The following is a 14,906-nucleotide window of genomic DNA, read 5'->3' as shown; positions in this document are numbered from 1 at the left end:
GAGTGCGACGCCCAATTGGTTCGACGCGGGTACGTGCCATTCGGTTCCCCCGAGTTGCCGTTCGCGTCCTGCCGCCCAGGTCCTATCCTTGTCGGCATGGAAACACACGTGGTCGATCACCCACTGGCCGCAGCCCTGCTCACCACGATGCGGGACGAGCGCAGCGACAATGCCACGTTCCGGTCGGCTCTGCGTCAGCTCACTCACATGCTGGTCTACGAGGCCACTCGCGACGCTGCGATCGACACCTTCGAGGTACGCACGCCCGTCGCGGTCACCGAGGGCACCAGGCTGGCGCGACCGCCGTTGCTGGTCCCGGTTCTGCGCGCAGGCCTCGGCATGGTCGAGAAGGCCAGCAGCCTCATCCCGCAGTCCCGCGTCGGTTTCGTCGGAATGGCCCGTGACGAGGAAACCCATCAGCCCGTCCCGTACATGGAATCCCTGCCGGACGACCTGTCGCAGACGCCCGTCTACGTGCTGGACCCGATGCTCGCCACCGGCGGATCCATGGTCCACACGATCGAACTGCTCGTCGGCCGCGGTGCGGCGGACGTCACCGCCATCTGCGTCGTGGCCGCTCCCGAAGGAGTTGCCGCGCTCGAAGCCTCGGGACTGCCGGTGCGACTGGTGGCAGCGAGCATCGACGACGGCCTCAACGACAACGCCTTCATCGTTCCCGGCCTCGGTGACGCGGGCGATCGTCAGTTCGGTCCGCGCTGACTCCCTCTGTCGCAGGTCGATTGGTTCTCGGCGTCTCCTGGCCATCGGAGGCGTCACCTACACCGCGACCGAGATTGCGGGTGCTCGATGTCGACACCGAGCAGATCGAGTTCCACGAACTGGTCGGCCGCAGGCTCGGTTTCCGTGCGCCGGGTGCTTCGACCGATCGGTACTGCACCGGGCGCATGGCATTTCGGGCCGACGGCCCGCCGCGCTACGTGCCGTGCCCCGGTCGGGAGCGGGCCGTCGCGTCGGGACAGTGCGCGACGTGCGCCGACAAGGACAGCTTTCGATTCGTGCACACCGTGCATCGCAGCGGATTCGTCTCACGTGATCTGGAAAAGCATGTGATGCAACCGCATTGGCTGTATCTTGCGGCGTTCGCAAACGGCACCTTCAAGATCGGGACGGCGGCGGACACGCGCAAATGGGGTCGGCTCGCCGAGCAGGGTGCCATCTGCGCGCGGTACGTCGCCCATGCCGACGACGGAAAGGCCGTCCGGGTGGCCGAGGACCTCGTGACCGAATCGATGGGGCTACGGCAGGCCGTGCGGTCCGCGGCGAAAGCCGCCTCGCTGTGTCTGCCGATCGGCGTGGACAGGCTCGAGGCCGCCGTCGCCGTCCGGGCCCAGCAGGTCCGCGAGATGCTGACCGAGGCCGGCGTCGCCGGCTGCACCCCGATCGACGAACCATGGGCACCGCCCGCAGGCCGGGAGGCGTTGAGCGAGAACGTCAGCCGCGTCGCCTACCCCGCGGATGTCGCAACCGGTTCCCACGGACTCGAGATCAGGACATGCGTCGGGCAGGCGGTGATCGCGACCGTCGACGACGAGACCTACGTCGTGGATCTTGCGCCGTTGAAGGGTCGGCGAATCGAACTCGGGGCCTTCACGTCCGATCTGCCTGCGGTGCAGTCGGCGCTGTTCTGACGTTCGGGTCGTCGACGCCTAGAGGTGCTGGGCGAAGTCGGTCAGTTCGGCCAGGATCTCGGCTGCTGCCGCCCGCGCTCTCGGTAGGTCCTCGGGGGCGTCGACGTGCTCGATCACTTCGAGGTAGGCCTTGAGCTTGGGTTCGGTGCCGGAGGGCCGCACGATCACCCGCAGCCCCGACCCGCTGATCTCGACTGCGTCGGTGCGTAATTCGTCGTCGCGCTGGGCGTAGTCCAGAACGGTGACCGTCCGGCCGGACAGTTCCGTCGGCGGTGCGCTGCGCAACCGGTGCATCATGTTCCCGATGTCGGCGAGGTCCGCGACCCGCCGCGAGACCTGCGCGCCCAGGTGAACCCCGAACTCGACCGCGAGGTCGTCGAGTACGTCGAGCAGGGTGCGACGATCCTGCTTCAGGCCGGCGGCCAGATCTGCGAGCACCACCGCGGCCGAGATACCGTCCTTGTCGCGCACCACGTTCGGATCCACACAGTGCCCGATGGCCTCCTCGTAGGCGTACACCAGGCCCTCGCCCGCGCGGACGAGCCATTTGAATCCGGTCAGGGTGCGGGCATAGCGAGCGCCGCGCGCCGGAGCGAGCGCCGAGAGCAGTTGCGACGAGACGATCGTGTTGGCCACCAGCGAGTCGGCGGGCGCATCGGCGAGGAGATGGTTCGCGAGCAGAGCCCCGGTCTCGTCGCCGGTCAGCATGCGCCACCCGCTGTCCGTCGGCACCCCGACCGCACAGCGATCGGCGTCGGGGTCGAGGGCGATCGCGATATCGGCGTCGATGTCCGCCGCCAGCGCGAGCACGGCGTCGGCCGCTCCTGGCTCCTCGGGGTTGGGAAACGTGACGGTCGGAAACGCTGGATCGGGCTCGAACTGCTCCTCGACCACCCGGATGTCGCGGAACCCCGCGCCCCGCAGTGCTGCCGTCGCAAGTTCACCGCCGACACCGTGCAGGGGAGTCAATGCGATGCGGATGTCGCGACCCCTCGAACGTGGCAGTGCGACAACGGAATCGAGATACCGAGAAGCGATGTCGGAGCCGCCGGGCTGGACTATCGCGCGCGGAATCTCGATCGCGTCGGGAGTGGCCTCGATGAGCGCTTCGATCTGGGCGTCGCTCGGCGGGATCAGTTGCGAGCCGCCGCGGAGATACACCTTGTACCCGTTGTCCGCAGCGGGATTGTGCGACGCGGTGATCTGCACGCCGAGCTCGGCATCGAGTGCCCGCACCGCGAAGGCGACGACGGGGGTCGGCAGCGGCCGAGGCAGCATCACCACCGAAAAGCCTCGAGCGGAGAAGGTTTCGGCGGCCGCGAAGGCGAACTGTTCGGAGCCGTTCCTGGCGTCGCGACCGACCACGACGGTGGACCCACCCAGACCGTTCTCGACCAACCAGGCTGCGATGCCGGCCGAGGTTTTCGTCACCACCGCCACGTTCATCCCGTTCGGTCCCGCGCGCACCGGGCCACGAAGACCTGCGGTACCGAACGTCAGCGGTCCGCTGAACCTGTCGGCGAGTTCGGCATCGGGCAGGCCGCCGAGTTCTTCGCGAGCAGCGGGGTCGGGATCGCCTGCGATCCATCGTTGTACACGCTCGGTGAGATTCTCGGTCACAGGCGGGAGACCAACTCGTGCAACAGCGATCCCATGCGGGCAGCGGACTCCTTGCCTGCGGCGAGTACTTCGGTGTGATTCAGGTGCTCACCGGTCATTCCGGCGGCGAGATTGGTCACCAGCGAGATGCCCAGGACGCGTGCGCCTTTCGCTCGCGCGGCGATCGTCTCGTGCACGGTCGACATCCCCACGAGGTCCGCACCGAGTGTGCGCAGCATTCTGATCTCGGCGGGCGTCTCGTAGTGCGGACCGGGCAGGCCGGCGTAGACGCCGTCCTCGAGCGACGGATCGATGTCGGCCGCAAGGGCCCGAAGTTCGGGGGAGTACGCGTCGACCAGATCGACGAACTCCGCCCCGACGAGGGGTGAACGAGCCGTCAGATTGAGGTGGTCCGAGATCAGCACGGGCTGTCCGACGCTCATGCCGTCCCGGATACCGCCTGCAGCGTTGGTCAGCACGACGGTCGTGGCACCTGCCGCGATCGCGGTTCGCACCGGATGCACGACGCGTCGCAGGTCGTGCCCCTCGTAGGCATGCGTGCGTCCCTGCAGCAGCAGTGTGTGGGTGCCGCCGACGTCCACCGAGGTGATGGTGCCGGAGTGGCCCGACGCCGACGGTGGCGCGAACCCGGGCAGGTCGGCCATGCGCACGGTCGCGGTGGGGGAGCCGAAGACGTCGGCTGCCGCCTGCCATCCGGAACCGAGAACGATGGCCACGGTGTGGGTGTCGACTCCGGTTGCTGCGGCGAGTGCGTCGGCGGCGGTGCGCGCGGCACCCTCGGGATCGGTCACGGGGTCGGTCGCATGTGCGTCGGTGGTTGCCACGATGAACAACAGTAGGAGATCGACGCAACGGATGTGCGACCGGCGGAAGTTACTGTTGGGTAGTATCCGCTGCATGCCTTATCTCGAACGCGACGGTGACGTCCACATCCTGTTCCTCGGTGCCCAGAACGGGGCGGACAATCCCGAGAATCGGTTCCATCCGGACTGGATCGACGCCACCCACGCGTTGCTCGACGAGGTCGAGGCCTCGACCGGTCCGGCGGCGCTGGTCACCACGTCGGCGGGCAAGTTCTACAGCAACGGCCTCGACACCGACTGGCTGTTCGCCAACCTGGACAAGATCACCTGGTATCTCGACCGCGTACACACTCTCTACACCCGGTTGCTCGCTTTTCCGATGGCCACCGTCGCTGCTGTGCAGGGCCACGCCTTCGGCGCAGGCGCGATGTTCGCCACCTCCCACGACTTCCGCATCCAACGCCTCGATCGCGGCTTCTACTGCCTGCCCGAGGTGAACCTGAACATGCCGTTCACCGTCGGAATGTCTGCTCTGATCAACTCCCGGCTGCCCAAGCAGACCGCCGTCGAGGCGATGACGACCGGTCGCCGGTACGGCGGTGCCGACGCCGTGGTTGCCGGAATCGTCGAGGCGACGGCAGCGGAGGAGTCGCTGGTGTCCGACGCGGTCGCGAAGGCCGCCGCACTGACGAGCACCCGGGGTGCCAACCTGGCCGGCATCAAGGCTCGCATGCACGTGGATCTGCTCGCCGCGCTGAACACCGCGACCGACGACAGCAACTTCAGCTTCGGGAAGTAGTCACTCGGCACAGCTGTTCCGACAGTCGGTCGCGCTAGTGACACACTGTCTCTCGTGATCGACGAATCGAACAGTGCCGACGTGGGTGAGGCGATGGACCGCGCCCTGGCCGACGCCACCGACGAAGTGGTTGCGCTCTCGCACTCGATCCACGCGGAGCCGGAGCTGGCGTTCGCCGAGCATCGCAGCGTCGCCAAGATCCTCGACACGCTCCGGGCCCACGATTTCGAGATCGAGACGGCCGTCGCAGGTATCGACACCGCGTTCACCGCGTCGTTCGGCAGCGGCGATCTGGTGATCGGGATCTGTGCGGAGTACGACGCTCTGCCCGAGATCGGTCATGCGTGCGGGCACAACATCATCGCGGCCTCGGCTGTGGGTGCTGCGCTTGCGCTCGGTCCGGTCGCCGACGCGCTCGGGATCACCGTGCGAGTGCTCGGTACCCCGGCCGAGGAGACCGGCGGCGGTAAGGTCTTGATGCTCGAGCGAGGAGTGTTCGACGGCGTCGGCGCGGCGTTGATGGTCCATCCCGGTCCCTTCGACATCGTGGGTGCGACCTCGCTGGCGCTGGCGGACATCGCGGTCAAGTTCACCGGCCGTGCCGCGCACGCGTCGGCTGCTCCCGAGTGGGGAATCAACGCAGGCGACGCGGTGACCATCAGTCAGGTGGCACTCGGGCTCCTGCGCCAGCATCTGTCGCCGGGTCAGCAGCTCCACGGCATCGTCAGCGACGGGGGTGTGGCACCGAACATCGTGCCCGGCCATGCCGAGCTGCTCTACTACCTGCGCGCGAACACCACCGAATCGCTGCACGCTCTGACGGCGAAGACGTACGCGTGTTTCGAGGCGGGAGCAATCGCCACCGGGTGCACTCACGAGATCCGCACGGTGTCGCCGACCTATGCGGCGTTGACGCCGGATTCGTGGCTGGCTGCGGCTTTTCGGCAGGAGATCGAAGCATTGGGCCGGTCGCCCTTGGCTCCGGATTTGGAAGGATTTCGCCCGTTGGGCAGCACAGACATGGGAAACGTGACGAATGTTCTACCCGGTATTCATCCCGTCGTCGGCCTCGATGCGGGAGGAGCGGTGACCCATCAGCCGGAGTTCGCCGCCGCGTGTGTCACCGAGTCGGCCGATCGAGCGTTGCTCGACGGAGCTCTCGGTCTCGCCAGAACTGCTGCGCGCGCCGCAGCCGATCCCGGTACTCGCGCCCGTCTGCTCGACGGCGTGACCGCTCGCTCGGCGGCGCAGTCGTGAGTACCCGCGAGGACGCGATCGATCGGTGGATTCACGCGCACACGGCAGATCTCTCGCTGTGGCGGCGGCACATTCACGCGAATCCGGAACTTGCTCGACGCGAATTCGGCACCACCGCGTTCGTGATGGAGCATCTCGAAGCGGCGGGTCTGTCGCCCAAGCCGCTCCCCGGTGGAACGGGGTTGATCTGCGACATCGGGCCCGACGGTCCGCGGGTGGCGTTGCGGGCGGACATGGACGCCCTGCCGCTGCAGGAGAACACCGGCGCGGTGTACTCGTCGACCGTGCCGGGGGTGTCGCACGCCTGCGGGCACGACGCACACACCACGGTGCTGCTCGCGACCGGATTGGCGCTGGCGTCACTGCCGGACCTGCAGTACGGGGTGCGCCTGATCTTTCAGCCCGCCGAGGAGGTCATGCCGGGCGGTGCGCTCGACGCGGTGGCCGCGGGAGCGCTCGACGGTGTCACCAAGATCTTTGCGCTGCACTGTGATCCGCGGCTCGAGGTGGGGCAGGTCGGCGTGCGCCTCGGTGCGATAACCTCTGCGGCCGACACCGTCGAGCTGCGGCTGGATTCGCCCGGCGGACACACCTCTCGGCCGCACCTGACCACCGATCTGATCTACGCACTGGGCACCGTCATCACCGGCCTGCCCGGAATGCTGAGTAGGCGCGTCGACCCGCGGACCAGCACGGTCATGGTGTGGGGAGCGGTGGTCGCGGGCCAGGCCCCCAACGCCATACCGCAGACCGGCATGCTGACCGGCACCGTCCGCACCGGCGACCACGAGACCTGGGCGTTGCTCGAACCGCTGGTCCGCGAGATCGTCACCGGATTGCTCGCACCGACCGGTGTCCGCTTCGAGCTGCACTACCGTCGCGGCGTGCCTCCCGTGGTCAACGATCCGGCGTCCACGCACACGTTCGAGAAGGCGATCGAGAGGGTCGGACCCGACGCGTTGGCCGATACCGCGCAGTCCGGCGGCGGCGAGGATTTCTCGTGGTACCTCGAACGAGTGCCGGGCGCGATGGCTCGACTCGGCGTATGGCCGGGTACCGGGCCACAACTCGACATCCACCAGCCCACCTTCGATCTCGACGAACGAGCACTCGCCGTGGGCGTGAAGGTGATGACCGGAATCGCGCTGGATCCGAACTAGAGACAGGAGACGAGATGGCGTTCGAGGTGTCGCCGATCGGGATCGTCAGATCCGAACGCGCCGAGGTGGTGGACGACAATTGGGGATCCGTCGAATCCGTCATCGACCTCCACGACAGTGTGCTCGACGCCGACTCGACCCTCGGTCTCGCGGAATTCTCCCACCTCGAAGTGGTCTACGGCTTCCACCTGTGCGATCCGGCCGCGACGACCACCGGCTCGCGGCACCCCCGCGGTGACACGACGCTTCCTCGGGTGGGTGTCCTCGCTCAACGGGTCAAGGACCGGCCCAATCATCTCGGAGTGTCGCGTTGCGAGATCGTCGACGTGGACGGACTGCGCATCCGAGTCCGAGGTCTCGACGCGATCGACGGCTCACCGGTCCTCGACGTGAAACCGTTCCTGCAGTCCATGGTTCCGGAACGTGCGGACGTGACCGAGCCGGCCTGGGTGGCGTCGGTGATGAAGAACTACTTCTGATCCGTCCCTCGAACTACGAGGCGGTACCGGGACCGACGTTGCGGCTGTTGCGGGTACGTAGGTCTCGCACGTATTCGGCTGGGGCACCGGCGATTTCGGCTGCCTCGGCCATGACTCCGAGGTAGCGTGCCGACGGTAGGCCGCCCTCGTAGGCGTCGAGCACGTACATCCAGGCGAGCACCGGCTCCCGGCCGGTCTCGATGCGCAACCGGATCTTCCGGTGAATACCGAGTTCCGAGCCCTCCCAGCGATCCAGGCTCTCCTCGTCCTCCTCGGACACGTCGTAGAGCACGACGAAGACCTGGGAGTCGGGATCCTCCACGACCGTGGCCAGCGCGCCTTCCCAACCGATGTCGCCACCGCCGAAGGTCAACCGCCATCCGTGCAGCCACCCGGTTCCCGACAGGGGCGAGTGAGGGCATCGCTGCAACATCTGCTCCGGATGCATGTTGGATCCGTAGGCGGCATAAATTGGCACGTCGGCCAGCCTAAACCGTATCGGTGCACACTGACGCCTCGTGGTCGTGTTTCGGTGCGTCGCCGCAGGTCCGCCCTCCTACGGGGCAAGGCAAGCCAGCCCTACCGACGCGCGAGGGCGCCCTCTGGAATACCGTTGACGCGACACAGCGAGAGATTTCGAGCATGCGAGAAGAGGATCAATGACCCGGATTGTGATCATCGGTGGTGGTCCGGCAGGGTACGAAGCAGCGTTGGTTGCCGCACAGTACGGCGGAGAGGTGACGCTCGTCGATTCCGACGGTATCGGCGGTGCCTGCGTTCTCTGGGACTGCGTGCCGTCGAAGACGTTCATCGCCTCGACCGGCATTCGCACCGAGATGCGTCGAGCCAGCGACCTCGGTATCTCCCTCGATCCGTCGCAGGCGGCCGTCGCGCTGCCGAAGATTCACGACCGTGTGAAGAGCCTCGCGCAGGCGCAGTCCTCCGACATCGCCCACCGCGTCACCTCCGTCGGCGTGGAGCTGCTGGCCGGACGCGCCGAGATGATCGACTCCCACGTCGGGATGGCCTCGCACCAGATCAAGGCGGTGCTCGCCGACGGCGAGGAGCGCATCCTCGACGCCGATGTCGTGCTCATCGCGACCGGTGCCCGTCCCCGCGTGGTCAAGGGAGCCGAGCCCGACGGCGAACGCATCCTCAACTGGCGTCAGCTCTACGATCTCGAGTCCCTCCCCGAGCACCTGGTGGTTGTCGGATCCGGTGTGACCGGTGCCGAGTTCGTCTCGGCCTACACCGAGATGGGCGTCAAGGTCACCGCGGTCTCGAGCCGCGACCGCGTCCTTCCGCACGAGGACGAGGACGCCGCGTTGGTGCTCGAGGACGCGTTCAACGAGCGCGGCGTCACCCTCGTCAAGCACGCCCGCGCCGATTCGGTCGTTCGCACCGACGACGGCGTTCTGGTCACGCTGTCGGACGGCCGCACCGTCGAGGGCAGCCACGCGCTGATGACCGTCGGATCGGTACCCAACACGTCCGGTCTCGGACTCGAGAAGGTGGGCATCGAACTCGACAAGGGCGGATACCTGCGGGTGGATCGCGTCTCGCGGACCGCCGTCGCGGGCATCTATGCAGCCGGTGACTGCACCGGTCTGCTGCCGCTGGCCTCGGTTGCGGCGATGCAGGGACGCATTGCGATGTATCACGCACTAGGACAGGCCGTCAGCCCGATCAAGCTCAAGACCGTCGCCTCGGCGGTGTTCACGCGGCCGGAGATCGCGTCGGTCGGCGTCGCGCAGTCCAAGATCGACGCCGGCGACGTACCGGCGCGCGTCGTGATGCTGCCGTTGACAACGAATCCCCGGGCGAAGATGAGTGGGCTCAAGCGTGGTTTCGTGAAGATCTTCTGCCGCCCGGCGACCGGCGTCGTCATCGGTGGTGTCGTGGTCGCCCCGAGTGCGTCGGAGCTGATTCTGCCCATCGCGATGGCGGTACAGAACAACCTCTCGGTCAACGACCTGGCGAACACGTTCTCGGTGTACCCGTCGCTGTCCGGTTCGGTCATCGAGGCCGCGCGTCAGCTGATGGCGCACGACGATCTGGACTGATCTCATCATGTGAGAATTGCGTTTCATATTTCGGTAGCACGTGAGACAGTCGAAGGAGCGGACACACCCGTCCGCTCCTTCTTCGACTCAGCGGATCCGCGGGCCGTCTCCCCATTCCTGCTGCCCCGGAGCCTCTCTCATGTCCACCACGTACCGTCCCGCCGGCCTGGCCGCCCGCACCGACTCGCTCACCAGCTCGGCCATCCGTGACCTCCTCGCTCTGACGGCACGCGACGATGTGATCAGCCTCGCCGGAGGTCTACCGGCCACCGATCTGATACCGATCGACCGCATCGCCGCAGCAGCAGAGGCTGCGCTTCGTCGCCCCGACGCGGTGCAGTATTGCGAGACATCCGGCCACCGCACTCTGCGTAGCGTCGTTGCAGCCAGGGAATCGCTCACGCGCGGGGGAATGCCCGTTCCGGTCGAGTCCGTCATCGTGACGCACGGTTCGCAACAGGCCCTGACGTTGCTCGCGCAGGCTCTGATCGACCCCGGTGCTGTCGTCGTGGTCGACGAGCCCGCGTACACCGGTGCGCTGCAGGTGTTCTCGATCGCCGAAGCGCGCATCGAGTCCATTCCCATCACCGAGACCGGAATGGACACCGACGAACTCGAACGCAGACTGGCGGCGGGGCTGCGTCCCGCGGTGGTCCACACCGTCGCGAACTTCCACAATCCGCGGGGAGTCACGATGAGCGAGCAGCGTCGACGCCACCTCGCGGCGCTCGCGGATCGTTACGGGTTCTGGGTCATCGAGGACGACCCGTACGGTGAGATATGTTTCGACACAACGGAATCCGATATCTGCGCTCCGCCGCTGCCGATCGCGTGTCACAGCGATCGCGTCATTCGACTCTCCAGTGCGTCGAAGATCCTCGCTCCGACGCTCCGTGTCGGCTGGTTCGTCGCCCCGCCCAGCATCTGTGCGGCGGTGGAACTGCTCAAGCAGGGCGCGGATCTGTGTGGATCCTCGTTGACGCAGCTGATGGCAGCGGAGATGCTCGCCGACACCGCGTGGCTCGATGCGCATTTGGTCGTTCTGCGGCGCGAGTACGGCTCTCGCGCAACGGCATCGACGAATGCTCTCGTCGCCGAGTTCGGTGATCGGCTCACCGTCTCGCGCCCCGAGGGTGGCATGTTCGCCTGGGCCACCTTCCGGGACGGAACCGACACCGGTGAGTTGCTCGACGCGGCGCTCGATCACGGAGTTGCCTTCGTGCCGGGCACGGCGTTTGCTTCGGATGCGCAGTACCGTCACTCGCTGCGGTTGAGCTTCGCCGGATCGACCCCGGCCGTGCTGGCAGAGGCAGTGCGACGATTGGGTGCCGCGCACTCGGCGTCGATGCGAGTGCGCTGACCCGATTGCCCCGACCCGACTGCTTCGACCGGACTGTTTCGACCACGGCAGGTTCTGCGCCTCGAGGACCTGGGGCGGTAGCCTGACGTGCAAGCAATGCGGGGATTTTCGATGGAGAGGGAGCGTTCGAGATGAGCAACCGATCGAATACGAAGTTCCTCGGACCCGACCAGCGGGTGGAGGCGTGGGACCAGCTCGGAACCGAGCAGTTCGACGTGGTGGTGATCGGCGGTGGCGTCGTCGGCTCCGGTGCGGCCCTCGACGCGGCGACGCGCGGACTGAAGGTGGCGCTGGTCGAGGCGCGGGATTACGCGTCGGGAACGTCGTCTCGCTCGTCCAAGATGTTCCACGGCGGGCTTCGATACCTCGAGCAGCTCGAGTTCGGGCTGGTCCGTGAGGCCCTGCACGAACGCGAACTTTCCCTGTCCACGCTCGCACCGCACTTGGTCAAGCCGCTGAAGTTCCTCTTCCCGCTCACTCACCGGTTGTGGGAGCGTCCGTACATCGCCGCGGGTATTTTTCTGTACGACCGGATGGGTGGGGCCAAATCGGTGCCGCAGCAGAAGCACCTGACTCGATCCGGTGCGCTGCGGATGTCGCCCGGGATCAAACGCAAGTCGTTGATCGGCGGGATCAGGTACTACGACACCGTCGTCGACGACGCCCGGCACACCATGACCGTCGCCAGGACGGCCGCTCATTACGGCGCAGTGGTGCGGACCTCCACCCAGGTCGTCGGCTTCCTGCGTGAGGCCGACCGGGTTTCCGGTGTGCGCGTGCGTGATTCGGAGACCGGTGCCACCACCGAGGTGCGCGCACACGTGGTGATCAACGCCACCGGCGTGTGGACCGACGAGATTCAGTCGCTGTCCAACATGCGCGGCCGGTTCCGGGTACGCGCCTCGAAGGGCGTGCACATCGTGGTGCCGCGCGATCGAATCGTCAGCGAGGCCGCGATCATTCTGCGTACCGAGAAGTCGGTGCTGTTCATCATTCCGTGGGGTGCGCACTGGATCATCGGTACCACCGACACCGACTGGAATCTCGATCTGGCGCACCCGGCCGCCACCAAAGCCGACATCGACTACATCCTGGGCGAGGTCAACGGCGTGCTCGTCACGCCGCTCACCCACGCGGACATCGACGGTGTGTACGCGGGCCTGCGGCCACTGCTGGCAGGCGAGAGCGACGAGACCTCCAAGCTCTCTCGCGAGCACGCGGTCGCTCGGGTGGCCCCGGGACTCATCGCCATCGCCGGCGGCAAGTACACGACCTACCGAGTGATGGCCGAGGACGCCGTCGATCTGGCGGCCGAGGACATCCCGGTGCGGGTGGCGTCCTCGATCACCGAGAAGGTGCCCCTCGTCGGTGCCGACGGTTACTTCGCCCTGGTCAATCAGGCACCGCATCTGGGTGAGATGTACAAGCTGCATCCACATCGGGTGACGCATCTGCTCGATCGGTACGGTTCGTTGATCGACGAGGTGCTGGCGATGGCCGACGGCAAACCCGAACTGCTGCAACCACTCACCGATGCGCCGGCCTACCTTCAGGTGGAGGTGGTGTACGCCGCAGCAGCCGAGGGCGCACTGCATCTCGAGGACGTGCTGTCGCGTCGTACCAGGATTTCCATCGAGTACTCCCATCGCGGGATGAACTGTGCGGGTCAGGTTGCGGCGTTGATCGCACCTGTCCTGGGTTGGGACGAGGCCACGGTGGACCGTGAGGTCGAGACCTACCGCGCCCGGGTGGAAGCCGAGATCGAGTCACAGCGCCAGCCCGACGACGCCTCGGCGGACGCTCTGCGAGTCGTCGCTCCCGAGGCCCGCCAGGAAATCCTCGAACCCGTTCGCACGATCTAGCGCAGTCGAACCAGCGTCCGGGGCGCGCGAGCAGCTGTCGCGCCGGACACGGCCATGATCAGCAGGGTGAGTATCGCAAGTGTCAACATACGATCCATGGTGATCGGCGAAGCTGTGAACAGGCTTGGCCGCACCTGACAGGGAGCTTTCAGGTTTCATCCCGTCTTTGCTCGACAGGGCGCGAGGACGGCGCGAGCTGCGCCCGGAGATACGCTCTCTCGACCGGCGATGGGTCGAGAGCAAGCGCAGCCGTTCGTGCGTTCTCGGCCTCTTCCATGCGGTCCAGGCGATCGAGCATCACAGCTCGACAGGCATGCCACAGGTAGTGGCTGCCGAGAGAATCGATGGCGTCGAGTGCGTCGAGCCCGGCGGCAGGACCCTGGCTTTCCCCTACGGCGACACCGCGGTTCAGTGCCACGATCGGGGTGTTCTCCACAACCACGAGCGCGTCGTACAACATGACGATTCGTGACCAATCGGTGTCGGCGTAGGTCGCTGCAGTGGAGTGACATGCTGCGATGGCTGCCTGGATGGTGTAGCGGCTGGGCCGAGAGTCGTTGCGACGCAGTGCACTGTCCATCAACCGAGCACCCTCCTCGATAGCCTCTCGATTCCACCGAGATCTGTCCTGATCCTCCAGCCTGGCGAGGCCGCCCGATTCATCGGTCCTGGTCGCCCGGCGCGAGTCCGTGAACAGCATGAGGGCCAGAAGCCCCTGGAGTGACGGCTCGTCCGGCATCAGGTCGATCAGCAAGCGGACCAACCGAAGTGCCTCGTCGCACAGCTGCGGCCGCACCAGCGTCTCGCCCCCGAGATGGCCGGCGGTGAACATCAGATACACCGTGGTGGCCACAGCGTCGAGTCGTTGCGGTAACTCTGCCGAATCCGGTACTCGATACGGAATGTTGGCAGCTGCGATCTTCTTCTTCGCGCGTGTGAGGCGTTTGGCCATGGTGGCCTCGGGCACGAGCATCAATCGGGCGATGTCGGACGTGGCGAGCCCGCAGAGCGTGCGCAGGCTCAGTGCCACCTGGGCGTCGACGGAGAGCGTCGGATGACAGCAGGTGAAGACCAACCGCAACAGATCGTCGGCGATCGCGGACTCGTCGCTCTCGCTCCAATTCTGCTTCAGCACGGCGAGATCCGCCGCCTCTCGTTCCTTCGTGGTGCGCCCGGCCTCGCGTCTGATGATGTCGAGTGCCTTGTTTCGAGCCACGGTCGTGAGCCAGGCGCGCGGATTGTCGGGGACACCCGATCGAGGCCAGTGAGCGAGTGCGGTCACCACAGCCTCGGAGACTGCGTCCTCGGCGACGGCAAGGCTGCCGGTGGTGCGCACGAGGGTCGCCAGCACTCGGCGACCCTCGTCACGGACCACGGCCGCCAGGTGCTCGGCCGGTGTGCTCACTGAGCCATCGGGATGATCGGCCGTACTTCGATTGCTCCGTTCCATGCCGCTGGGATCTGTGCGGCCAGTGCGATCGCGGCATCGAGGTCCTGTGCCTCGAGGAGGAAGAACCCCGCGAGTACCTCTTTTGCTTCGGCGAACGGACCGTCCGTTGTCAGGACGTCACCTCCCTTCCCGCCCGACACGCGCACGGTGGTGGCGGTCGAGGTGGGGTGAAGGACCGCTCCGCCGATGATCGCGGGTCCGGCCGCGGCACTGAATGCACCGTATTCGGCCATCTCGTCCGCGACCTCGGGCGAGGTCCAGTCGGCGTCATGGGTGTAGACGATGGCTGCGTACGTGGTCATGAGGTCTCCTTGGAATCGTCGTGGTCGGCGCCGTTCGTCGACCTACACACGAAGGACGAACGAGGTTCGTCGAAAAGGACACCACGGACCGGACGATCTCGC

The 14,906-nt window shown here is 66.6% G+C and carries 14 protein-coding genes; 9 read left to right on the top strand and 5 right to left on the bottom strand.

What is annotated here, in order from left to right; translation table 11 throughout:
* The first annotated feature begins 96 nt into the window (after positions 1-96).
* Together upp and CH283_RS17790 are read left to right on the top strand one after the other, a co-directional pair.
* Entirely contained in the window at positions 97-720 is a 624-nt protein-coding gene (upp, locus tag CH283_RS17795) for a uracil phosphoribosyltransferase (protein ID WP_037188128.1), read from the top strand.
* A gap of 80 nt (positions 721-800) precedes the next feature.
* Positions 801-1,649: a DUF2797 domain-containing protein gene (locus CH283_RS17790; RefSeq protein ID WP_255183256.1), complete on the top strand. Its 849-nt coding sequence runs from the start codon at positions 801-803 to the stop codon at positions 1,647-1,649.
* An 18-nt stretch (positions 1,650-1,667) separates the two neighbouring features.
* Here the strand turns inward: CH283_RS17790 and CH283_RS17785 are convergent, their stop codons facing one another.
* The gene (locus CH283_RS17785; RefSeq protein ID WP_094639008.1) at positions 1,668-3,269 is read right to left on the bottom strand and encodes a phospho-sugar mutase; all 1,602 of its coding nucleotides are present in this window, start codon (positions 3,267-3,269) and stop codon (positions 1,668-1,670) included.
* Entirely contained in the window at positions 3,266-4,168 is a 903-nt protein-coding gene (locus CH283_RS17780; RefSeq protein ID WP_373454880.1) for a purine-nucleoside phosphorylase, read from the bottom strand. The genes CH283_RS17785 and CH283_RS17780 overlap by 4 nt, the downstream gene beginning before the upstream one ends.
* Here CH283_RS17780 and CH283_RS17775 point away from each other — a divergent pair.
* From CH283_RS17775 to CH283_RS17760, 4 genes are all read left to right on the top strand, one after another.
* Positions 4,167-4,871 carry an enoyl-CoA hydratase-related protein gene (locus CH283_RS17775; RefSeq protein WP_094639007.1) on the top strand — a complete coding sequence of 235 codons (705 nt, stop codon included), beginning with the start codon at positions 4,167-4,169 and terminating at the stop codon, positions 4,869-4,871. The two genes, CH283_RS17780 and CH283_RS17775, sit on opposite strands and share 2 nt — an antisense overlap.
* A 93-nt stretch (positions 4,872-4,964) precedes the next feature.
* The gene (locus CH283_RS17770; protein WP_094639030.1) at positions 4,965-6,128 is read left to right on the top strand and encodes a M20 family metallopeptidase; all 1,164 of its coding nucleotides are present in this window, start codon (positions 4,965-4,967) and stop codon (positions 6,126-6,128) included.
* Positions 6,125-7,288 carry a M20 family metallopeptidase gene (locus CH283_RS17765; RefSeq protein WP_094639006.1) on the top strand — a complete coding sequence of 388 codons (1,164 nt, stop codon included), beginning with the start codon at positions 6,125-6,127 and terminating at the stop codon, positions 7,286-7,288. Before CH283_RS17770 ends, CH283_RS17765 begins: the two co-directional genes overlap by 4 nt.
* Before the next feature lie 14 nt (positions 7,289-7,302).
* A complete protein-coding gene (locus CH283_RS17760) occupies positions 7,303-7,767 on the top strand; it encodes a TrmO family methyltransferase domain-containing protein (RefSeq protein WP_094639005.1) in 465 nt (154 codons plus the stop codon).
* Positions 7,768-7,780: 13 nt separating this feature from the next.
* Here CH283_RS17760 and CH283_RS17755 read toward each other — a convergent pair whose 3' ends face one another.
* Entirely contained in the window at positions 7,781-8,245 is a 465-nt protein-coding gene (locus CH283_RS17755) for a gamma-glutamylcyclotransferase (RefSeq protein ID WP_037188123.1), read from the bottom strand.
* Positions 8,246-8,426: 181 nt separating this feature from the next.
* Between CH283_RS17755 and CH283_RS17750 the strand changes: the two genes are divergently transcribed.
* From CH283_RS17750 to glpD, 3 genes are all read left to right on the top strand, one after another.
* The gene (locus CH283_RS17750; protein WP_068051456.1) at positions 8,427-9,830 is read left to right on the top strand and encodes an NAD(P)H-quinone dehydrogenase; all 1,404 of its coding nucleotides are present in this window, start codon (positions 8,427-8,429) and stop codon (positions 9,828-9,830) included.
* A 139-nt stretch (positions 9,831-9,969) separates the two neighbouring features.
* Positions 9,970-11,190 (top strand): aminotransferase-like domain-containing protein, encoded by a 1,221-nt coding sequence (locus CH283_RS17745; RefSeq protein ID WP_094639004.1) that lies wholly within the window; start codon positions 9,970-9,972, stop codon positions 11,188-11,190.
* A 131-nt stretch (positions 11,191-11,321) separates the two neighbouring features.
* A complete protein-coding gene (gene glpD, locus CH283_RS17740) occupies positions 11,322-13,052 on the top strand; it encodes a glycerol-3-phosphate dehydrogenase (RefSeq protein ID WP_094639003.1) in 1,731 nt (576 codons plus the stop codon).
* A 148-nt stretch (positions 13,053-13,200) separates the two neighbouring features.
* On the opposite strand, the gene CH283_RS17735 is transcribed toward glpD, so the two are convergent.
* Together CH283_RS17735 and CH283_RS17730 are read right to left on the bottom strand one after the other, a co-directional pair.
* Positions 13,201-14,457: an RNA polymerase sigma factor gene (locus tag CH283_RS17735; RefSeq protein ID WP_255183254.1), complete on the bottom strand. Its 1,257-nt coding sequence runs from the start codon at positions 14,455-14,457 to the stop codon at positions 13,201-13,203.
* Positions 14,454-14,804, bottom strand: a complete 351-nt coding sequence (locus CH283_RS17730; protein ID WP_068051448.1) for a YciI family protein — start codon at positions 14,802-14,804, stop codon at positions 14,454-14,456. The genes CH283_RS17735 and CH283_RS17730 overlap by 4 nt, the downstream gene beginning before the upstream one ends.
* Positions 14,805-14,906: the final 102 nt, after the last annotated feature.

It is taken from the genome of Rhodococcus sp. 05-2254-2 (assembly GCF_002259095.1).
Lineage (GTDB): Bacteria > Actinomycetota > Actinomycetes > Mycobacteriales > Mycobacteriaceae > Rhodococcoides.
The sequence above is the reverse complement of the archived record's forward strand: the minus strand, read 5'-3'. Positions and strand labels throughout refer to the sequence as shown.